Raw genomic sequence first — 20,838 nt, 5'->3', positions numbered from 1 at the left:
AAGACAGATGGAGATTCTTGCGACGATCTGGTTCGTCCTCATCGCAGTCCTGTGGATCGGATACCTCTTCCTCGACGGCTTCGATCTCGGCGTCGGCATGCTCATGCCGATCTTCACCAAGGACGAGCGCGGCAAGCGCGTCCTGCTCAACTCGATCGGTCCGGTCTGGGACGGCAACGAAGTGTGGTTGATCACCGCCGGCGGGGCGATGTTCGCAGCGTTCCCGCATTGGTACGCCTCGCTCTTCAGCGCCCTCTACATTCCGCTCACCCTGGCCCTGCTCGGGCTGATCTTCCGTGCCGTGGCGATCGAATACCGCGGCAAGGGCAACTCGCAGAGGTGGCTGACGTTCTGGACGTGGGCCATGGCCATCGGCTCGTTCGTCACCGCCTTCCTCGTCGGCGCGCTCCTCGTCATCACGACCACCGGTCTCCCGCTCAATGAGTACGGCGACATGGAGGGCGGAGCGTTCGCGTGGTTCGGCTGGCCCGCCGTCCTCGGCGGTCTCGCCGGAGTGACCTTCTGCTTCGTCCACGGACTGCTGTTCCTCACGCTGAAGACCGACGGCGAGCTGCGGGAGAAGGCGCGCCGCTGGGCGACGAAGGCGATGCTCGTCTGCGGTGTGCCGATGCTCATCTGGTTCGCGCTCTCGATCTTCAGCCGCACCTGGCTCGTCATCCCGGTCGGGATCGCGCTGGCAGCGCTCATCGCCGGCTACGTCTCGATTCGGGCCGGAGCCGAGAAGCGGGCGTTCTTCCTCCACGGGCTCTTCCTGCTCGCGGGAATGGCCTCCGTGTTCGCCGGCGTCTACCCGAACGTGCTGCCGTCGTCGCTCGACCCGGCGTTCTCGCTGACCGTGACCACCGCGTCGTCCTCGGACTACACGCTCGGCGTCATGCTCGTCGTCACGGTGATCTTCCTGCCGATCGTCCTCGGCTACCAGATCTACAGCTACCGCCAGTTCCTCGGCAGGCTGACCGAATCGCACATCCCCGACGCCCATCGGGTGCCGGTGGCGATCCGCTCGTGAGCTCGCCGTTGTCGATCCTCCTGTCCCTGCCCAGGGGCAGGAGGTCGCTCCTTCTCGCAGTCACCTCCGCCGGTGCCCGGGCGATCGGCATCGTCTTCATCGCCGAGGCGCTCGTGCGCACCATCCTCGACCTCGGTGACGTCTCGCTCTGGGTCGTCCTCGGCGTCCTCGGCGCCTGCCTGAGAGGGGCGAGCCTGTGGGCCGATCAGAGTCTGGGCACCGCGCAGGCCGCTGAGACGAAGCGGGGCCTGCGCGCCCGGATCCTCGGCGCCCTCATGCGCCGGCCCGGCCAGCCGCGGGCGAAGGCCGCGGTCACCGTGACCCGCAGCATCGACGACCTCGACGACTACTTCACCACCGTCGTCCCCGCCCTCGCGCAGGCCGCGGTCGTGCCCGTGGTCCTGCTCGTGCGCATCGTCTTCGCCGACGTCCTCTCCGCGATCATCATCGTCGCCTGCCTCCCGCTCGTGCCGCTGTTCATGGTCCTCATCGGCCGCTACACCGAGGAGACGACGCAGCAGAGCATGCGCGCCCTCGAGAGGCTCTCGGACCATCTCGCCGAACTCGCCGAGGGCCTGCCCGTCCTCATCGGCCTCGGGCGCTCCCGCGAGCACGCCCGGACCCTGCGCCGGCTGAGCTCGGACTACCATTCGGCGAGCCTGGCCACGCTGCGCATCGCCTTCCTCTCGAGTCTCGCCCTCGAACTCATCGCCACGATCTCCGTGGCGCTGGTCGCCGTGGTCATCGGCGTCCGCCTCGTCTCCGGGTCGATGGATCTCAGCGCCGGACTCCTCGCCCTGCTGCTCGCCCCCGAATGCTTCATCCCGCTGCGGGCGCTCGGCGCCGGATTCCATGCCAGCGAGAACGGTCGGGAGGCCTTCGACCGGGCGCAGACGCTCATCGCCGACGGTGACACGGCTGGAGACGGCGACACGTCTGCTTCCGACGCTGCTTCCGACGCTGACGGTGCCGGATCCGACCGCCCTGCCGAGGTCTCCGCCGGGTCCCTTTCGACCGCCGCCGAGGCCGATCATCGGGTCGTCTACGCCGACGGGACGAGTGTCTCGTGGTCGGAGAACCTGCCCAGGACCCCCGGCATCACCGCCGTGCTCGGACCCTCGGGCGCAGGCAAGACGACCCTGCTCTCCGCGCTCACCGGCAGCCTGCCCGCCGGGGCCGAGACGACGATCGCCCCAGTGCCCTCCGCCCTCGTCCCGCAGAGCCCGCGGACCTTTGGGACGACCGTGGCCGAAGAGCTTGCAGCCTTCGGGGTGGGCGAGCATGAGGCCGCCCCCGCCCTCGCCTCGGCTCGGCTGCCCCTCGACACGTCCGCGGCGACCGCGGCGCTCAGCCCCGGACAGCTGCGCCGGCTGGCACTCGTGCGTCTGCTCGCCCGGATGCGCGACGACGCCGACCTCCTCGTCCTCGACGAACCCACCGCCCACCTCGACGACGACAACGCCGAGATCATCATCAGCATGATCGCCGAGGCGGCCGCGCACACCCGTGTCGTGCTCGCCAGCCATGATCCCCGGGTCCTCGCGCTGGCCGACGACACGATCACCCCGGTGCTCTCCTCCGTCGGGGACACCGTCGAGGCTGATGTCTCCGCGGCCGGGCAGTCCGCGGCCGGGCAGTCCTCGACCGCGTCGGTCCCGACCGAAGTCCGGTCGTCGGCCCCCGGCCGGATCGGCACCGATCCCGTACCGGTCGCGACGACTGCCGCCTCCGAGGCCGGGCACGTCTCCGCAGGTTCAGCCGTCATGGACCCGGTCCACCGCAGCGACAACGTCGCGCCTGAGCATCCGCTCCCGGCCGCCTCGGCGAACCCGGACACCTGGGGCAACCGTTGGCGGAAGCTGCACGCGACCCTGCCTCTGTTCACCAGGACGATGGTCATCGCCCTGCTCACCGCGTGCGCGGCGAGCCTCGCCGCGATCTCCCTGACCGCGGTCTCCGCGTGGCTCATCGTCGAAGCCTCCTACGGGCCGCCGATCATGACCCTGCTCGTCGCCATCGTCGGCGTCCGCTTCTTCGGTCTCTGCCGCTCGGTGCTCCTCTACGCCAGCCGACTCAATCTGCATTCGGCGGTCTTCGGCTCGCTCGGGCGCCTGCGCACGGTGCTGTGGTCGCACTTCGAGCGGGCGGGCATGAGCGACCGGAAGATGCTCTCGTCCGACTCGGCCCTGACGACGATGGTCGCCGACGCCGACGAGGTCCGGGATCTCGTGCCGCGCACGCTCTTCCCACCCGTGGTCACCGTGCTCGTCGTCACCGCAGTCATCATCGCCGCAGCGATCCTCGACCCGAACTCGGTGCCGTTCCTCCTGCTCCTCGCGCTCGTCAACGTCGTCGTGGTCCCGCTCGTCTACGTCCGCGCCGAGGCGCCCCTGTCGGCCCGCATCCACTCCGGTCGAGCCCGGATCCTCTCCCTGCTCACCCGTGCGCTCTCGGCGAAGGCCGATCTGCGGGCCAACGGCGCCGATGCCGCCGTGAGCCGCAGTCTCGCCGCGGCAGAGGACGAACTCGAATCGGCACAGCGGGCCTCGGCACGCCACCTCGGACTCGCCCAGCTGTGGATCGAGGCGTCGACGGTGCTGGCGGCGATCGTCATCGCCCTGACCTCGAACGCCGCGACGGAGATCCTCGCCGTTGTCGTCCTCATCACCTTCGGCCTCGCCGATGTCTTCGCCTCCGCGCTCGGGGCGTGGCGGCAGATGCCGGCGCTCGGCATCGCCCTCGACCGGCTGCCCCCGGTCACCGGCGAACCCGGGACCGCCGTCGCCGAGGCCGAATCCGAGGCCGAGTCTGACCCCGACGTGACGCGCATCGACCACTCGGCGCAGGCCCGTGAGCCCCTCACCGACCTCGAACTCAGCGACATCACGGTCGGCTGGGACGGTGTGCCCGTGCTCGAGGACCTCGACCTCACCGCCGACGACTCCGCGTGGACGCTCGTGTGCGGTGACAGCGGGAGCGGGAAGACGACGACGGTGAGCGTCCTCCTGCGCTTCCTCGACCCGTGGGCGGGAAGCTACGAGGCAGGGGAGAGGGGCGGAGAGCGCATCGACGTCCTCGACCTCGGACCCGAAGAGCTCGCCGGTCGGGTCGCGTGGTGCCCGCAGGAAGCACACGTGTTCCGCTCGACGGTGCGCGGCAACCTCGCCCTGGCCTCACGGACGGTCCCCGATGATGCGGCGATGTTCGCGGCACTGCGGGCGGCCGGACTCGGACACTGGGCGACGCCTGCCGGGCTCGACCGTTGGGTCGGCGACCACGGCTCCGAGATCTCAGGCGGAGAGAGGCAGCGCCTCGCCGTGGCGCGCACGCTGCTCACCGGCGCCGAGGTTATCGTCCTAGACGAACCGACCGCTCACCTCGATGCGGAGACCGCGCACCGCCTCATCGGCGATCTGCGCGCAAGCCTGAACGATCGCACGGTCATCATGGTCACCCACGATCGCAGCCTCATCGCGCCCGCCGACCGGGTGATCCGCCTCGGCGCCGAGGTCAGTCCCGCTTCGATCCGAACATGATCTCGTCCCAGCTGGGGATCGAGGCGCGGCTGCTCTTCTTCTTCGACCGCGACTCGCTCTCCTTGGGCGCATCGACACCGTCGCTGACGCCGGGCTCATTGAGCAGGGAGAGCTGGTTGTCGTCGTCGAAGGTTCCGACCTCCTGAGTCGGCTCCTGCTCGTCGTCACCGGAGGCACCGTCGTCACCGGAGCCCGAGGAGGAGGCCGAAGCGCGATCCTCGAGGGCGATGACCTCGTCATCGGTGGCGTCCTCGGGACGTCCCGGAGCGTTGTGGGCGCCCTGCGGGTGCGTCTCGGGATCCTCGGTGACCGCGCGCAGGCGTCCCCGCGGCTCGTCGTCGTCCTCGGAGCGGCTGCGACGGCGGCGCAGGTTCTCCAGGATGCGGCCGGTCTCGGCCTGATGGTCGCTGAGCGTGGCGGGACGCTCAGTCCGCGCCTCGGCGGGAGCCTCCGCCTGCGGAGTCTCGATCTCCTCGGTCGTCCGGCGGGACCCGTTGGAGCTGTAGCCGGGGATCGGACCGGTGTCCGTCGGGCCGGAGTCGGCCAGCCACTTCGCCTCGTCGTCGAGGGCGGTGAGCGAGCCGCGGTAGTAGTTCCAGCCGGCGGTGCGCTTGCGGTCGGCGGCGATGAAGCTCAGCTCCACATACCAGTTGCCGTCCTGCTGCTTCCACGCATCCCAGTCCATCGTCTCGATGTCGACGTCGCGCATCGCCAGGCGCGTCTGGGCGAGTTCGACGAGCGGGGTCGGATCCCCGTTGGGGTCGTGGTCGGAGTAGATGGGGTGGCGGCTCGCGGTGTGCGCCATGTGGGCGCGTTCGGCCAGCGCCGGGCGTTCGTAGGTGCGGACCTGCTCGGCGTCGGCACCGGTGGCCGCGATGACCTCCTCGGCGCTCATTCCGCCGCGGATCATCGCCTGGATGTCGCGGGGGCGCACGGGCGCGTCGGAGCGCACCACGGCCCTGTCCCTGCGCACAGCCGCATAGAGCGACTCGTCGATTGCCAATCGGTACTGCGCCCCGGAGTCATCGCCGAGGAGCAGATGGGTGCCGTCGGCGTCGACCCCGTGCAAGATCAGTTCACGCATTCGCCTTCGCTCCTTGTCATCGCGTCTCACCCTGCATCGTGTCACGTCCAGGCCGCGCAGGCCCGCAGATTTCCTCGCGAGTCGCGAAATCCGGGCCGCCCGTGAGTCGTTTCCGCTCAGGGTGCGGACAACGGGCAGGGGATCTCTACAGCCTGTAAAATCGCTGTCGTGAATACGACAGCTCCCATCGACACCATCGTCCTCATGTCCTTCGGCGGACCGGAATCTCCCGAGGAGGTGGTCCCCTTCCTCAAGAACGTCACCGCGGGACGCGGCATCCCCGAGGAGAGGCTCGTGGAGGTCGGTGAGCACTACTACGGGTTCGGCGGCAAGTCCCCGATCAACGACCAGAACAAGGCCCTGCTGGCCGCACTGCGCGACGAGCTCGCCCGCCGTGACCTCGACCTTCCGCTCGTGTGGGGCAACCGGAACTGGGCCCCGTACCTCACCGACGTCGCCCGCGCCGAGGCGGCCGACGGCCGCAGCCGCTTTCTCGCGATCGACACCTCCGCGTACTCGTCGTACTCCTCGTGCCGGCAGTACCGCGAGGACTTCGCGGGCACCGTGACCGCCCTCGCCGAGGAGGGGGTCGAGGTGAGCTTCGACAAGATCCGCCAGTTCTACAACCACCCCGGCTATGCGGAGGCGTGCGCCGCCCTGCTCACCGAGGGGATGGCCGACTTCGCCGCCCAGGTCGGCGAGCTCGATCCCGAACGCCACCGCATCCTCTTCGTCACCCATTCGATCCCCGACGTCATGCAGGACGCCTCGGCGACCTCGACCGTCGGCTACCAGGCGCAGCACGAGGAGCTCATGGGCTGGCTGCTCGAGCGCCTCGACGACGGGCAGCGGCTGCCCTCCGAACTCGTCTACTGCTCCCGGTCCGGCCCGCCGTCGGTGCCGTGGCTCGAACCCGACGTCAACGACCGCATGACAGAGCTCGCCGAGGCGGGCGTCACCGGGGTCGTCCTCGTGCCCATCGGCTTCATCTCCGACCACATGGAGGTCGCCTTCGACCTCGATACCGAGGCGAAGGAGACCGCGGCCGAACTCGGACTCGCGTTCACCCGAGTGGCCACGGTCGGCACGCACCCGACCTTCGTCGCCGGTCTCGTCGACCTCGTCGAGGAGCGCATCGCGCAGCTGAGCGGAGTCAGCGTCGAGACACCGGCGATCGCCGGGACGACGGCTTTGAGCCCAGGCAGCGGGGCCTGCAGCATCGCGTGCTGCCGCGGACGCGTCGAGAAGCCCACCCTGCCGAACTGGGCGAGTGCCTGAGGTGATCGACCGAGCGAGTGCCTGAGGCAGCGGACTGGGCGCGGGCCTGAGCCGACCGGCCGCGCCGCGCACGAACGAAGGCGGGAGCCCTCCGATTTCGGAGGGCTCCCGCCTTCTGTGCTGCCGCCTCGGCGGGCGTCAGCCCTGGATGCGCGGATCCTCGGGTTCCGGGATGATCGGCAGAGCGCCGGTTTCGGCCTTGATGACCTCGACGATGGGTCCGGTGTCGACATCGTTGCGATCGGCGAGTTCGAGGAGGTTCTCGAGGTCGTCGATGAGGTTCTCGACGAGGTAGTCGTCTCCGGCGGACCTGGCGTCTTGTAAGCGGTGACGAACATCGTCGATCCTGCTGTCCAGCTGGTCTGCGAATTCACTCATCGTGCATCCGTCCTTCCGGGGATAGGCGGTCGGGGATGGGGTTGAGTCATCGCCGACGTGTGTTCGTAGCTCTCCGAGACCGGCGCGCACGCACAGCATCGGCTTCTGCATTGTCGCAGAGCTTTTCGAGAGTCGTATGTGTGTCCGTCACATGGTGACGAGAATCACTGCGACAGGGTATCATCTGCCCTTGCCAATGGGTACCATACAGTGCACAATGCTGGGGACACGATAGGCGACAGGGGCTGAATCTCCTTTTCAGCACACCCGACAGAGAGCGATGAGGCCATATGGCAACCGATTACGACGCACCTCGCAAGCACGACGACGAAATCAAGAGCGACTCGATCGAGCAGCTCAAGGCGCAGCGCTCGCAGGCGCAGGCAAGCAAGATCGACGAGGACGAGACGGCGGCGGCCGAAGGGTTCGAACTCCCGGGTGCCGATCTGTCGAACGAAGAGCTCTCCGTCCGCGTGCTGCCGAAGCAGAACGACGAGTTCACGTGCATGGAGTGCTTCCTCGTCCGTCACCGCTCGCAGCTGGCCAGCGATGAGGGCGGAATTCTCATCTGCACCGACTGCGCAGGCTGAGCCTCACTTCACGACGTCACGAACGCGCCCTTCCGGGGCGCGTTTTCGTTTCCCGGGGGAGTCCGTCCGGGCTGAGGCAGCCGCGCCCGCAGGATCGTCAGGACCCGAGGGCGGCGGCGAGTTCGCGCGGGTGACGGCTCGAGACGAGCCAGTACGGAGTGGGGTCGTTGACATCGTCGATGTCGATGCGCACGGACGTCTTCACCCACGGGCGGGTGACGAGGAAGGCACGGGCGTCGAGGCCGGTGCCGCTGGCGGTGCGGGCCGCCTCGGTGTCCAGTGCCCGGGCAGCGGAGATGAAGGCGCGGTCGATATGGGCCTCGCCGACGTAGAGCCTCTGTGCGGTGACGATGATCGTCACGGTCAGGGACCGCATCCACCAGCCCAGGAGCGCGAAGGTGATGACGGGCAGGACGAAGGCGCCGAGCGTCCACACGGGAAGGACCATGAGGGCCGTGGAGCCTGCGCCGATCGCGACGAGCACCCACGCGCCGACGGAGGGGCGCACCTTCTCCTGGTAGGCGACCTGCGGTTCGGTATGAGTCTGAGCCATGTGCTCCATTGTCCCACAGGGCAGGTTTTTGAAGCGTTCAGGCTGGGGGACTAGAGTGCATCCTTGTGACAGAAGGCTTGCAGATCGACATTACACTCGTCGACGAGGGTATGACCCCGCCGAACTACGCGCACGCATCGGACGCAGGAGCGGACCTGTGCTCCGCGATCGACTTCACGCTCGAACCCTTCGAGCGCAGAGTCGTGCCCACCGGAGTGGCGATCGCACTGCCCGCCGGACATGCGGGCTTCGTCCACCCCCGCTCGGGTCTCTCGAGCAGGCACGGGGTGACCGTGGTCAACGCGCCGGGGACCATCGACTCCGGATACCGCGGTGAGATCAAGGTGCCGCTGATCAACCTCGACCCGACGGTGCCGATGCGCATCTCCCGCGGAGACCGCATCGCCCAGCTCATCATCCAAGAGGTCAGACAGGCCGACTTCCGCGTCGTCGAGAGCCTCGACGACAGCGATCGCGGCGTCGGCGGCTTCGGCTCCACCGGTGGAGTCGTGTCCGGCCTCGGCAATACAGTGGAGTGAAGGACCATGGGACTGTTTTCACGATTCTCCAAGAAGAGCACCGACGAGACCGCAGAGGTCGACGAGACCGAGGTCGATGAGACCGAGGTCGATGAGACCGAGGTCGATGAGACCGAACTCTCCGACAGCAGCGTCGGCGATGACGCCTCCGACGACAGCGATGACACGTTGACGGTCGATGAGACCGAGGTCGACCCCGAGGATCTCGACGAGGACGAGATGCTCGAGAAGTCCGCTCCCTTCGACCGGGCCGAGAAGGGTCCGTTCGATGCGGCCGAGGACTACCCCGAGCTCAATCGCCTCGACCTCGGCGCGCTCAAGGTCCCCGTCGTCGACGGCATGCAGATCCGTCTCGACACCGACGACGAATCCGAGCGGGTGCTCGCCGTGACCCTCATCCACGACGGCGGCGGAGTCCAGCTCCAGGCGTTCGCGACCCCCCGGTCCGAAGGGCTGTGGAACACGGTGCGCCAGCAGCTGACCACGAGCGTCGAATCCCAGGGCGGGGAGTGCACGGAGCTGCACACCGGCCTCGGCCGCGAACTCGCCGTCGAGGTGCCCGCGAAGAGCGAGGACGGCCGCCCGAGCAAGCGCGCGATGCGCTTCGCCGGCATCGACGGGCCCCGGTGGTTCATCCGCGCCGTGTTCTCCGGCAAGGCCGTCACCGACACCGAGGTGCGGGCCGAACTCAGCGCCCTCGTCCGCGGCGTCGTCGTCGACCGCGGAAGCGAGGCGATGGCTCCCCGCGAACTCATCGTCCTCACCGCCCCCGAGGTCGAGGCCGCCGAGGAGACCGCGGACGAGACCGAGGACATCAACCCCTTCGCCCGCGGACCAGAGATCACCGAGGTCCGCTGATTCCGATGCACGGACTCATCTCCCGTCTCTCCCACGGCTTCGGCTCCCGCGACGACGACGCCCGTGAGGATCTGCGCACCGCCAGCCAGATCCCCGGCGTCTCGTGCATCGACACGGTCCCTGCCCGGTCGAGTGTGAGGGTGGCCGGCGTTGTCAGCGCACTCACCCGGTCGACGAACCTGGACAATCCGCGACTGACGATCACCGTCTCCGACGGCACCGGCGACGTCGAGGCGCAGTTCCTCGGACGCCGGGAGATCAGCGGCGTCAAGCCCGGGGCGCTCATCGTCTTGGAAGGCCGCTTCTGCGACCGCGACGGGGTGCTGCGGGCCTACAACCCGGTCTACGAACTCGTCGCGGCCCGCGACGACCACGACTGACGACCCCGCGCACGCGACGAACACATCCTCCGCAGGTGCACGTCGACACTGAATAGCAGAGCAGCCGTGACCAGTGAGGTCACGGCTGCGTCGTCTGCGGGCTCGGGTCTCAGCTCATTTCGCGGTGGCCTGGAGCAGGCTGAGCAGCGCCGACTGCTGATCGGGCGAGGAGAGGAAGAAGAGCTCGTCGCCTGCCTCGATGACGTCGTCGGGGCTCGGAGCGAACGCCCTCGCATTGCGGATGACGGCGACGAGCACGGTGTCGACGGGAAAGCTGATGCTGCCGATCCGGGAGGCCACGAGCTCGGAGGTCTCGTTGACGGTGAACTCCATGAGCCCGGCCTGCCCGCGTTCGAAGCTCATGAGGTGGACGAGCCCGCCCACCTCGACGGCCTCTTCGACGAGCGCGGTCATCAGCCTCGGCGTGGACACGGCGACGTCGACGCCCCAGTTGTCGTCGAAGAGCCATTCGTTCTTCGGGTTGTTCACGCGCGAGACGGTGCGCGGGACCCCGAACTCGGTCTTCGCGAGCAGGGACAGGACGAGGTTGGTCTTGTCGTCACCGGTCGCTGCGACGACGACGTCGGCCTCCTCGAGGTGAGCCTCACCGAGGCCGGAGAGCTCGCACGCATCGGAGAGCAGCCATTGGGCGCCCGGGATCTTCTCGTGCCCGAGGGCCTCCTTGCTCTGGTCGATGAGCAGCACGTCGTGGTTCTTGTCGAGCAGTTCCCTGGCCACGGAGCGGCCGACGGATCCGGCGCCGGCGATGACGACTCTCATTCTTCTTCCTCCCTGGCGGTCACGGGCTTGTCGAGGATGCGTTCGATCTCGGCGAGGCGGTCGACCGGGCACATGATGTGGACGAGGTCGCCGTCCTGGATGAGCAGGTCGTCGGCGGCGACGATGCCCTCGGACAGGCGGGTGACGTAGGCGACCCTGGCCCCGGTGGCCTCTTCGATCTCCTCGATCGGTCGGGCCACCCAGCCGGGGTCGAGGTGGACCTCTGCGAGGACGAGGTTGCCCGAGGGCTCCCGGTACTCCGTGATCGACCCCTGCGGGACGAGTTTGCGCATCACCTGCTCTGCCGTCCACCGCACCGTCGGGACGGTGGGGATGCCGAGACGTTCGAAGACCTGGGCCCTGTCGGGATCGTAGATCCGGGCGGCGACATTGGGCACCCCGAAGGTCTCCCGGGCGACACGCGCGGCGAGGATGTTGGAATTGTCTCCGCTCGAGACGGCGGCGAAGGCGAAGGCATCGGCGGTGCGGGCCTGGGTGAGGGTCTCCCGGTCGAAGCCGAGGCCCGTGATCGTCGCACCCTTGAAGTCGGGTCCGAGCTTGAGGAAGGCGTCGGGGTCACGGTCGACGACGGCGACCGAGTGACCATTGCCATCGAGTGCTTTGGCCAGCGTTGCTCCGACTCGGCCGCAGCCCATGATGACGAAGTGCATGGGTATCCCTTCTTGGCATGTGCTCTACCATTGGTGCTCGTGGCCAGCAGTTTTTCTGATGCCGTCAAAAGACTACTCGTTGGACGGCCGTTCCGCAGTGAGGACAGGCGAGCGCCTGCGCTCAAGAAGCGCATCGCCATGCCCGTCTTCGCCTCGGACATGCTCTCCTCGGTCGCGTACGCCCCCGACGAGATCCTCCTCGCCCTGTCGCTGACGACGCTGGTCTCGATCACGGCGGCCCCGTGGATCGGCATCGCCGTCGGCGCGGTCATCCTCGTCATCGTCGCGTGCTACCGGCTCAACGTCCGCGCCTACCCGTCCGGGGGCGGCGACTACGAGGTCGCGTCGAAGAACCTCGGGTCCAAGGCCGGACTCATCGTCGCCGCCGCCCTCCTCGTCGACTACGTGCTCACCCTTGCCGTGTCGATGACGGTCTTCGCCGCCTACATCACCACGGCCTTCCCGCTGCTCGCCCCCTACCGGGTGCCGGTGGCGATCGTCGGCATCGTCGTCATCTCCCTGCTCGGTCTGCGCGGTTCGCGGGCCAGGCCCGTGCTGTTGGCGATCCCCACGTACCTCTTCCTCGGCGCGGTCTTCCTCACGATGATCGTGGGCCTCGTCATGGTCGCCCTCGGCGACGTCCCACAGGCGGAGACCGCGGACTACACGATCGTCCACGACGCCGTGACCAACCAGGCGACCCTGGGACTGGCCACGGTCCTCATCGTCCTGCGCGCGTTCTCCTCCGGTTCGGTCGCCCTCGCCGGCGTCCAGACCGTGGCCACCGCGGTGCCCGCGTTCGAGAAGCCGCGCGGGAAGAACGCGGGCAACACGCTCGTCCTCTCCGGGTTCCTCGCCGCGATCATGCTCACGGGGCTGACGTACCTCGCCTCGGTGACGGGGGTGAAGTACGTCGACGACCCGCACCTCTACCTCGTCCGCGCCGACGGCAGCCCGGTGTCCGCGGAGTACGAGCAGGAGCCCGTGCTCGGGCAGCTCGCCCACACGATCTTCGCCGACACCCCGATCATGTTCTTCATCGTCGTCCTCGTCGCCGCCCTCGTCCTCATCGTCGCGGCGAACACCGCCGTCGAGGGCTTCCCGGGTCTGGCCTCCCGCCTGGCCCGCGACGGGTTCCTGCCGCGGCAGCTTGCGAGCAAGGGCGACCGGCTGACGTTCTCCAACGGCATCCTCCTCCTCGCCGTCGCCGCGATCGTCCTCGTCATCGCCACCCGCGCCTCGGCGACGACCCTCATCCAGCTCTACCTCGTCGGCGTGTTCGCGAGCTTCGTCGTCGGTCAGCTGGGCATGGTGCTCCACTGGAACAAGCGGCTGCGTCTGGTCATCGACCCGAAGGCGCGGCTGCGGATGCGGGTCAACCGACTCATCAACGGCGCCGGCTGCATCATCGCCGCGGGCGTCCTCATCGTCGTCATCGTCTCGAAGTTCCTCGCCGGCGCGTGGATCGCGGTCGCCGCGATGGCTGTGCTCTTCATCGTCATGGGCGCCATCCACCGCCACTATGCGCGGGTCGCGAGCGAACTCGCCCCCGACGCGGAGATCGACTCGCGTACGATCCCGTCGAACACGCACGCGATCGTCGTGGTCAACGACATCAACAAGCCCACCCTGCGGGCGCTGGCGTATGCGAGGGTGACCCGCTCGAGCCAGCTCGAGGCCGTCACCGTCGCCGTCGACGAGGAGGCCGCTGAGAAGCTGCAGCGGAGGTGGAATGAGATGGAGCTGCCTGTGCCGCTCACGGTGCTCGCCTCCCCGTACCGCGAACTCGTCCGGCCGCTGCTCGCGCACGTCTTCGCGATCCGCCGGCGTTCCCCGCGCGACCTCGTCATCGTCTACATCCCGCAGTACATCGTCGGCCGCTGGTGGGAGCACATCCTCCACAACCAGGTCGCCATCAAGCTGCGCACCAGGCTGCTGCTCGTGCCCAACGTCGTCGTCGTCTCCGTGCCGTGGCGGCTGCGGTCGTTCTCGCGCCAGCACCGCGGCAACGGCCCCGACTCCGAGCTCCCCCTCTACGGACAGGTATGAGATGACCGCCCACCCCGAACATCCCAGCGGGGAGGACCTCCGTCTGCGCATCGAGGGTCCTGCCGCCGGAGGTGCCTTCATCGCCCGGACCGAGGGCCGCGTCGTCTTCGTCTCCGATGCCCTGCCCGGCGAACTCGTCCGGGCCCGCACCGTGCCGGGGCCGGGGAAGGTGCTCCGGGCCGAGGTGACCGAGGTGCTCGAACCCTCGCCCCACCGGGTGCCCGACCGGCGCGCCGGTCTCCTCGCCGAGGCGGTCGACCCTTCCGGCCGAGCCGCAGAGGAGTCTGCCGGGGATGTCCTCTTCGGGGGCATGGAGTACGCCCACGTCGACCTCGCCCACAGTCGTGAGCTCAAGGCCCGCGTCATCGCCGATCAGCTCGAGCGCATCGGCGGCATCGAACGTGAGGTGAGCGTCGCCGCGGCGCCGGGGGAGACGACGGGCATGGACTGGCGCACCCGTGTCCAGCTCGCCGTCGGCCCCGATGGTGCGCTCGGCATGCTCCGGGCCCGCAGCCACGACGTCGTCGCCGTGAGTTCCGCTCCGCTCGCCGTCGATCCCATCGCCGAGGTGGACCTGCGCTCGCTGCGTCTGCGCGGTGCCGATCGCGTCGAGTTCGCCTCGGCGGGGGAGTCGGGGGCCGTCATCGTCCGCGGCGCGGTCGAGGCGGCGGCACTGGAGGACTTCGCGGCCCGGCTGCCGGCCGACTGGTCGCTGCTCACCGGGTCCAGCGCACCGGCGCGCTCGACCGCCCGCCGAGGCGGCGACCGAGGCAGGGGTCGCGGTCGTCGGCACCGCGTCGCCCGCCGAGGCGGGAATGAGTATCGCGGACTGCGCGTCGTCCGTGGACAGGACAGCCTCCTCGAGACCGTGGGCGGACGGGACTTCCGGGTCTCCGCCGACGGGTTCTGGCAGGTGCACCGGGCCGCCCCCGGACTGCTGAGCAGTGCTGTCACTGCTGCCCTGCCGAGCGATGTGCGCACCATCACCGACCTCTACTGCGGGGTCGGGCTCCTCGGCATCGGCGCCGCAGCGGCGACCGGAGCGTCGCTGTACGGGGTCGAAGGAGTGGGACCGGCGATCGAGCACGCACGCGCGAATGCGGTGGGCATCGATGCCGAGTTCGCCGCCGGTCGCGTCGATGCGGTGCCCGTGCCGGCCTCCGACGTCGTCCTCCTCGACCCGCCTCGCGCAGGTGCCGGTCCGGCCGTGACCGAACGTCTCATCGATGAGGGTCCGGAGACGATCGTCTATGTCTCATGCGATGCGGGCACGCTCGCCCGCGACCTCGCCGCGCTGACCGCCGGCGGGTACGGGATCGAGAGCCTCGAGGGGCTCGACCTCTTCCCGCTCACCGCGCACGTCGAAACGGTCACCGTGCTCAGGCGGTGACCGAGAGGATCCCAGCGACCGCCTCGGCGGACCCCTGCGCACCTGGGGCGGCGATGAACCGCAGTCCCGGGACCGCCTCGGCGAGGGTGGGTCTCAGTGCACCCGGGACCGGCGGGGGATGAGGACCAGGACGATGAGCGCGATGAACGTCGTGAGGAAGCCCCACAGCCCCCACCAGCCGCCCGAGCGGCCCTTCTCCTTGGCGATGGTGCTGCAGATGACGGCGAAGATGATGCCGACGAGCAGGGCGCCGAAGCCGAAGCCGGCGCCGAGGGTGAACGGATCCATGGTCTCTCCTTGATCGGGTCCTGCGAGGGGGCGGACGGTGTGAGGATCTGCCTCCAGCGTAGGCGCGCGACCACGGTCCGCGCGCTCGTGCGAACCGGAGACTCGGGGGAGGAAAACCCGATTCCGCACTGTCCGAATGGCGACTCGCCGAGGTGGTCAAGAGCACGACGATGCGCTAGAATTTATCTTGACGTCAAGATACTTTTGGAAACATTTGTGTCGCGTAAATCGGTGCGCGCGCAGGGCTGTGCCCGGTTTCTTGGATGAGTGTCGAATGAAACAGGAGAATCACGATGAGCAACGTCGATACGTTCAAATCGAAGAGCACCCTGACCGTGGGCGATACGGACTACGAGATCTATCGCCTCGACGCGGTCGACGGGTCGCAGAAGCTTCCGTTCAGCCTCAAGGTGCTGCTGGAGAACCTGCTGCGCACCGAGGACGGTGCCAACATCACCGAGGACCACATCAAGGCCCTCGCCTCGTGGGATCCCAGCGCTGACCCGAGCACGGAGATCCAGTTCACCCCGGCCCGCGTGGTCATGCAGGACTTCACCGGCGTGCCCTGCATCGTCGACCTTGCCACGATGCGCGAGAAGGTCGCCGAACTCGGCGGCAACCCGGACACGGTCAACCCGCTCGCCCCGGCCGAGCTCGTCATCGACCACTCCGTCCAGATCGACGCCTTCGGCACCGCTGATGCGATCGAGCGCAACATGGACATCGAGTACCAGCGCAACGGCGAGCGCTACCAGTTCCTCCGCTGGGGCCAGACCGCCTTCGACGACTTCAAGGTCGTCCCCCCGGGCATGGGCATCGTCCACCAGGTCAACATCGAATACCTCGCCCGCGTCGTCATGCCGCGCGAGGTCGGCGGAGTCCTCCGCGCCTACCCCGACACCCTCGTCGGCACCGACTCGCACACGACGATGGTCAATGGCCTCGGCGTGCTCGGCTGGGGCGTGGGCGGCATCGAGGCCGAGGCCGCGATGCTCGGCCAGCCCGTGTCGATGCTCATCCCGCGCGTCGTCGGCTTCAAGCTCACCGGGGAGATCCCCTCGGGCGTGACCGCCACCGACGTCGTCCTCACGATCACCGACATGCTCCGTCAGCACGGCGTCGTCGGCAAGTTCGTCGAGTTCTACGGTGAGGGCGTGGCCTCGGTGCCGCTGGCCAACCGTGCGACGATCGGCAACATGAGCCCCGAGTTCGGTTCGACCGCCGCGATCTTCCCGATCGACGACGTCACGATCGACTACCTCAAGCTCACGGGTCGCTCGCCCGAGCAGATCCAGCTCGTCGAGGACTACGCGAAGACCCAGGGCCTGTGGCACGATCCGGCCAACGAGGTCGCCTACTCCGAGTACCTCGAGCTCGACCTCTCCACGGTCGTGCCCTCGATCTCGGGACCGAAGCGCCCGCAGGACCGCATCGAGCTCACGGATGCGAAGAACCAGTTCGCCAAGGACATCCACAACTACGCCGCCCCCGGCGAGGAGTCGAAGTCCGCGCCCGTGTCCACCGGTGACGGACGGAACTTCGAACTCGCCAACGGTGCCGTCGCGATCGCCTCGATCACCTCGTGCACGAACACCTCGAACCCCTCGGTCATGCTCGCGGCAGGCCTCCTCGCCCGCAACGCCCGCAAGCGCGGACTGAACTCGAAGCCGTGGGTGAAGACCTCGATCGCACCGGGGTCGAAGGTCGTCACCGACTACTACACGAAGGCCGGGCTCATCGAGGACCTCGAGGCGCTCAACTTCTTCGTCGTCGGCTACGGCTGCACGACCTGCATCGGCAACTCCGGTCCCCTCGACGCGGAGATCTCCGAGTCCATCCAGGACAACGACCTCGCGGTGACCGCGGTGCTCTCGGGCAACCGCAACTTCGAGGGCCGCATCAGCCCCGATGTGAAGATGAACTACCTCGCGTCGCCTCCGCTCGTCATCGCCTACGCGCTGGCCGGAACGATGGACTTCGACTTCGAGAACCAGCCCCTGGGCAAGGACTCCGAGGGCGTCGACGTCTACCTCAAGGATCTGTGGCCGTCGCCGGAGGAAGTCCAGTCGGTCATCGACTCCTCGATCTCGACGGACATGTTCGACACCGAGTACGGTCGGATCTTCGACGGTGACGAGCGCTGGCAGGCGCTGCAGACGCCCGAGGGTGCGATCTTCGAGTGGGACGAGAACTCGACGTACGTGCGCAAGCCGAACTACTTCGACGGCATGACGCTCGAGACCGTTCCGGTCACCGACATCGAGGGCGCCCGGGTGCTCGCGAAGCTCGGCGACTCGGTGACGACCGACCACATCTCGCCCGCAGGTTCGTTCAAGGCCGACACCCCGGCCGGCAAGTACCTCGTCGAGCACGGCGTCGAGCGCAAGGACTTCAACTCCTACGGCTCGCGTCGCGGCAACCACGAGGTGATGATCCGCGGCACGTTCGCCAACATCCGCCTGCAGAACCAGCTCCTCGACGGAGTCCAGGGCGGCTTCACGCGTGACTTCACGCAGGCCGACGGTCCGCAGACGACGATCTACGACGCCTCGGTGAACTACCAGGCGGCGGGCATTCCGCTCGTCGTCCTCGGCGGCAAGGAGTACGGTTCGGGATCCTCGCGCGACTGGGCAGCCAAGGGCACGAAGCTGCTCGGAGTCCGCGCGGTCATCGCTGAGAGCTTCGAGCGCATCCACCGCTCGAACCTCATCGGCATGGGCGTCCTGCCGCTGCAGTTCCCCGTCGGCGAATCGGCCGAGTCGCTGGGCCTCGACGGCACCGAGACCTTCTCGATCTCCGGTGTCACCGAGCTCAACGAGGGCACGACCCCGAAGACCGTCAAGGTGACGGCGACCAAGGACGACGGCACGACCGTCGACTTCGACGCCGTGGTCCGCATCGACACCCCGGGTGAGGCCGACTACTACCGCAACGGCGGCATCCTCCAGTACGTGCTGCGCCAGCTCGCGACTGCCTGATCCGCTCCACCGACGTCCCCCGTCCAGGCCCTTGGCCCGGGCGGGGGACGTTCGCGTGTGCGGGCGGCGTGATGGAACGCAACCCCTGGGCTCGGCGGGCTGACGCTGGGACGGACGACCGCCTCGGCGGGGTGGGCCTGTGGCGGGCGCACGATCGCAACCGTCATGCTTAGCGACATAAACCACCTGTGCACGGGTGGTGTGTGGAGCTGCGGGTAGGAGATGCGGAGCGCCACCGAGGTTGTGGTGCTCCGGGTGGTGAGTGGAGCCCCGGGTGGTGTGTGTTGCTGCGGACGTTCGCCGAGGTGGGGGTTCTTCCCGCGCTTAACGCAGGGTGCGTTGTGCGCGGCATCGCCGGCGCAGACGAGCGCGGAATGTGTGACGGGGCGAACATCCTGCCGGGTGGGATGGGTGGAGACAAGCGAACGCGCTAAAATGTTCCGAGTGGAAACACCCGCACCAAAGCGGTCGACCGATCGTCGATCGCCGTCCAACCCGAGAAGCGAGGCCGCATGACATTCCTTGAGTCGATCGAGAGCCCTGCGGACCTGCGCGGACTCGACTCGGCCGAGTGCGAGGTCCTTGCGAAGGAGATCCGTGACTTCCTCGTCACGACGGTCGCGGGCACGGGCGGCCACCTGGGCCCCAACCTCGGCGTGGTCGAGATGACGATGGGATTGCACCGGGTCTTCGACTCCCCGCACGACACGATCCTCTTCGACGTCGGCCACCAGACCTACGTCCACAAACTCCTCACCGGGCGGATGAGCGAGTTCTCCAGCCTGCGCCAGCGCCACGGCCTCTCCGGCTATCCCAGCCGGGCCGAAAGCGAACACGACGTCATCGAGAACTCGCACGCCTCGGCGTCCCTGTCCTGGGCCGACGGCATCGCGAAGGCCCACCAGCTCAAAGGGGAGAGCGACCGTCACGTCGTCGCGGTCATCGGCGACGGAGCCCTGACCGGCGGCATGGCGTGGGAGGCGCTCAACACGATCGCCGCGGACACCTCGACCCCGCCGCGCAAACTCATCATCGTCGTCAACGACAACGGCCGTTCCTACGCGCCCACCGTCGGCGGATTCGCCGCCCACCTCGACGAGCTGCGGACGATGTCGAGCTACGAGAAGCTCCTGTCCTGGGGCAAGTCGACCCTGCAGCAGTCCGGTGCCCCCGGCCGCGCCGCCTACTCCGCGATCCACGGGGTGAAGAAGGGCTTGAAGGACATGGTCAGCGCCGAGCAGACCGGCATGTTCGACGAACTCGGCATCAAGTACCTGGGCCCCGTCGACGGCCACGACCTCACCAGCGTCGAGAAGGCGCTCACCCTGGCCAAGCAGTACGAGGGCGGCCCCGTCATCGTCCACATGATCACGCAGAAGGGCCAGGGCTACGACCCGGCCGTCAATGACGACGCCGACCAGTTCCACTCCGTCGGCGTCATCGACCCCGTCACCGGTCGTTCGACCCCGTCGAAGCAGACCTCGTGGACCTCGGTCTTCGGCGACGAAGTCCTCGAGATCGCCCGCGACCGCGACGACGTCGTCGCCGTCACCGCGGCCATGCTCCTGCCCGTGGGACTCGCGAAGTTCGCCGAGGCGTATCCGGATCGGGTCTTCGACGTCGGCATCGCCGAACAGCACGCCGTCGCTTCGGCGGCTGGCCTCGCCTACGGCGGACTCCACCCGATCGTGTGCATCTACGCGACCTTCCTCAACCGCGCCTTCGACCAGATCCTCATGGACGTCGCCCTCCACGGGCAGGGCGTGACCTTCGTCCTCGACCGGGCCGGCATCACCGGTCCCGACGGCGCCAGCCACCACGGCGTGTGGGACATGGCGATGCTGCGCATCGTCCCCGGCCTCAAGCTCGCCGCCCCTCGCGACGGCGCCCGCCTGACCGAGGAGCTGCGCGAAGCCGTCGCCGTCACCGACGCCCCGACCGTCATCCGCTTCCCCCGCGGCAGCGTCGGCGCCGACATCCCGGCCCTGTCCCGCACCGCCGACGGCGTCGACGTCATCCGCGAGATCCCCGCAGGGGCGGCCAAGGACGTCCTCATCGTCTCCGTCGGACCCTTCGCAGCCCGTGCCCAGGAGGTCGCCGAGGTGCTCGCCGCCAAGGGTCTGTCCTCGACGATCGTCGACCCCCGGTGGGTCCTGCCGGTCCCGGACAGCGTCATCGAGTTCGCGAGCGAGCACAGTCTCGTCGCCGTCATCGAGGACGGGGTGCGCCTCGGCGGCATCGGCTCGAGGATCCGCAGCGACCTGCGGGCCGCGGACTCGCGCATCGGCGTCGTCGAACTCGGTGCGCCCGACGAGTTCCTCCCGCAGGGCACCCGCGACGAGATCCTCGAGTACATCGGCCTCGACGTCGACTCGATGGTCTCCGAGATCGTCAACGCCCTGCCCGCAGAGGTCCGCGGACGCGCCGAACACGGCAGCCGTCGCGCCGTCTGAGTC

17 protein-coding genes are annotated in these 20,838 nt (G+C 68.5%); 11 read left to right on the top strand and 6 right to left on the bottom strand.

The window, feature by feature from the left end; genetic code table 11:
• The first annotated feature begins 7 nt into the window (after window positions 1-7).
• Window positions 8-1,030, top strand: coding sequence for a cytochrome d ubiquinol oxidase subunit II (gene cydB, locus AACX88_RS09985; protein ID WP_339392856.1), 1,023 nt, complete (start codon window positions 8-10; stop codon window positions 1,028-1,030).
• Entirely contained in the window at window positions 1,027-4,566 is a 3,540-nt protein-coding gene (gene cydC, locus AACX88_RS09980; RefSeq protein WP_339392855.1) for a thiol reductant ABC exporter subunit CydC, read from the top strand. The genes cydB and cydC overlap by 4 nt, the downstream gene beginning before the upstream one ends.
• On the opposite strand, the gene sepH is transcribed toward cydC, so the two are convergent.
• Window positions 4,541-5,650, bottom strand: coding sequence for a septation protein SepH (gene sepH, locus AACX88_RS09975; RefSeq protein WP_339392854.1), 1,110 nt, complete (start codon window positions 5,648-5,650; stop codon window positions 4,541-4,543). The two genes, cydC and sepH, sit on opposite strands and share 26 nt — an antisense overlap.
• A 168-nt stretch (window positions 5,651-5,818) precedes the next feature.
• On the opposite strand from sepH, the gene AACX88_RS09970 reads away from it, so the two are divergent.
• The gene (locus AACX88_RS09970; RefSeq protein WP_339392853.1) at window positions 5,819-6,928 is read left to right on the top strand and encodes a ferrochelatase; all 1,110 of its coding nucleotides are present in this window, start codon (window positions 5,819-5,821) and stop codon (window positions 6,926-6,928) included.
• Between the two features lie 138 nt (window positions 6,929-7,066).
• Here the strand turns inward: AACX88_RS09970 and AACX88_RS09965 are convergent, their stop codons facing one another.
• On the bottom strand, window positions 7,067-7,306 hold the full coding sequence (locus AACX88_RS09965; RefSeq protein WP_339392852.1) for a hypothetical protein: 240 nt from the start codon (window positions 7,304-7,306) through the stop codon (window positions 7,067-7,069).
• A gap of 290 nt (window positions 7,307-7,596) precedes the next feature.
• Between AACX88_RS09965 and AACX88_RS09960 the strand changes: the two genes are divergently transcribed.
• Complete coding sequence (locus tag AACX88_RS09960) at window positions 7,597-7,896, top strand: DUF4193 domain-containing protein (RefSeq protein ID WP_009376994.1); 300 nt, start codon at window positions 7,597-7,599, stop codon at window positions 7,894-7,896.
• 97 nt (window positions 7,897-7,993) lie between these two features.
• On the opposite strand, the gene AACX88_RS09955 is transcribed toward AACX88_RS09960, so the two are convergent.
• The gene (locus AACX88_RS09955) at window positions 7,994-8,449 is read right to left on the bottom strand and encodes a DUF3093 domain-containing protein (RefSeq protein ID WP_339392851.1); all 456 of its coding nucleotides are present in this window, start codon (window positions 8,447-8,449) and stop codon (window positions 7,994-7,996) included.
• A 65-nt stretch (window positions 8,450-8,514) separates the two neighbouring features.
• On the opposite strand from AACX88_RS09955, the gene dut reads away from it, so the two are divergent.
• The 3 genes from dut to AACX88_RS09940 are packed head-to-tail and all read left to right on the top strand — an operon-like array spanning window position 8,515 to window position 10,226.
• Window positions 8,515-8,988 (top strand): dUTP diphosphatase, encoded by a 474-nt coding sequence (gene dut / locus AACX88_RS09950; RefSeq protein WP_339392850.1) that lies wholly within the window; start codon window positions 8,515-8,517, stop codon window positions 8,986-8,988.
• A 6-nt stretch (window positions 8,989-8,994) separates the two neighbouring features.
• A complete protein-coding gene (locus tag AACX88_RS09945; RefSeq protein WP_339392849.1) occupies window positions 8,995-9,846 on the top strand; it encodes a DUF3710 domain-containing protein in 852 nt (283 codons plus the stop codon).
• 5 nt (window positions 9,847-9,851) lie between these two features.
• Window positions 9,852-10,226 (top strand): single stranded DNA-binding domain-containing protein, encoded by a 375-nt coding sequence (locus AACX88_RS09940; protein WP_339392848.1) that lies wholly within the window; start codon window positions 9,852-9,854, stop codon window positions 10,224-10,226.
• 114 nt (window positions 10,227-10,340) lie between these two features.
• On the opposite strand, the gene AACX88_RS09935 is transcribed toward AACX88_RS09940, so the two are convergent.
• Together AACX88_RS09935 and AACX88_RS09930 are read right to left on the bottom strand one after the other, a co-directional pair.
• On the bottom strand, window positions 10,341-11,006 hold the full coding sequence (locus tag AACX88_RS09935) for a potassium channel family protein (protein ID WP_339392847.1): 666 nt from the start codon (window positions 11,004-11,006) through the stop codon (window positions 10,341-10,343).
• Window positions 11,003-11,677: a potassium channel family protein gene (locus tag AACX88_RS09930; RefSeq protein ID WP_339392846.1), complete on the bottom strand. Its 675-nt coding sequence runs from the start codon at window positions 11,675-11,677 to the stop codon at window positions 11,003-11,005. The genes AACX88_RS09935 and AACX88_RS09930 overlap by 4 nt, the downstream gene beginning before the upstream one ends.
• A gap of 138 nt (window positions 11,678-11,815) precedes the next feature.
• Here AACX88_RS09930 and AACX88_RS09925 point away from each other — a divergent pair, with 138 nt between their 5' ends.
• Window positions 11,816-13,726, top strand: a complete 1,911-nt coding sequence (locus tag AACX88_RS09925; RefSeq protein ID WP_339392845.1) for an APC family permease — start codon at window positions 11,816-11,818, stop codon at window positions 13,724-13,726.
• 1 nt (window position 13,727) lies between these two features.
• Window positions 13,728-15,116 (top strand): class I SAM-dependent RNA methyltransferase, encoded by a 1,389-nt coding sequence (locus tag AACX88_RS09920; protein ID WP_339392844.1) that lies wholly within the window; start codon window positions 13,728-13,730, stop codon window positions 15,114-15,116.
• Between the two features lie 93 nt (window positions 15,117-15,209).
• Here the strand turns inward: AACX88_RS09920 and AACX88_RS09915 are convergent, their stop codons facing one another.
• Window positions 15,210-15,404 (bottom strand): hypothetical protein, encoded by a 195-nt coding sequence (locus AACX88_RS09915; RefSeq protein ID WP_339392843.1) that lies wholly within the window; start codon window positions 15,402-15,404, stop codon window positions 15,210-15,212.
• A 293-nt stretch (window positions 15,405-15,697) separates the two neighbouring features.
• Here AACX88_RS09915 and acnA point away from each other — a divergent pair, with 293 nt between their 5' ends.
• Together acnA and dxs are read left to right on the top strand one after the other, a co-directional pair.
• Window positions 15,698-18,382, top strand: coding sequence for an aconitate hydratase AcnA (gene acnA, locus AACX88_RS09910; protein WP_339392842.1), 2,685 nt, complete (start codon window positions 15,698-15,700; stop codon window positions 18,380-18,382).
• Between the two features lie 512 nt (window positions 18,383-18,894).
• Window positions 18,895-20,835, top strand: coding sequence for a 1-deoxy-D-xylulose-5-phosphate synthase (gene dxs / locus AACX88_RS09905; protein ID WP_339392841.1), 1,941 nt, complete (start codon window positions 18,895-18,897; stop codon window positions 20,833-20,835).
• The last annotated feature ends 3 nt before the right edge of the window (window positions 20,836-20,838 follow it).

The organism is Brevibacterium metallidurans, assembly GCF_037101285.1.
GTDB lineage: Bacteria > Actinomycetota > Actinomycetes > Actinomycetales > Brevibacteriaceae > Brevibacterium > Brevibacterium metallidurans.
The sequence above is the reverse complement of the archived record's forward strand: the minus strand, read 5'-3'. Positions and strand labels throughout refer to the sequence as shown.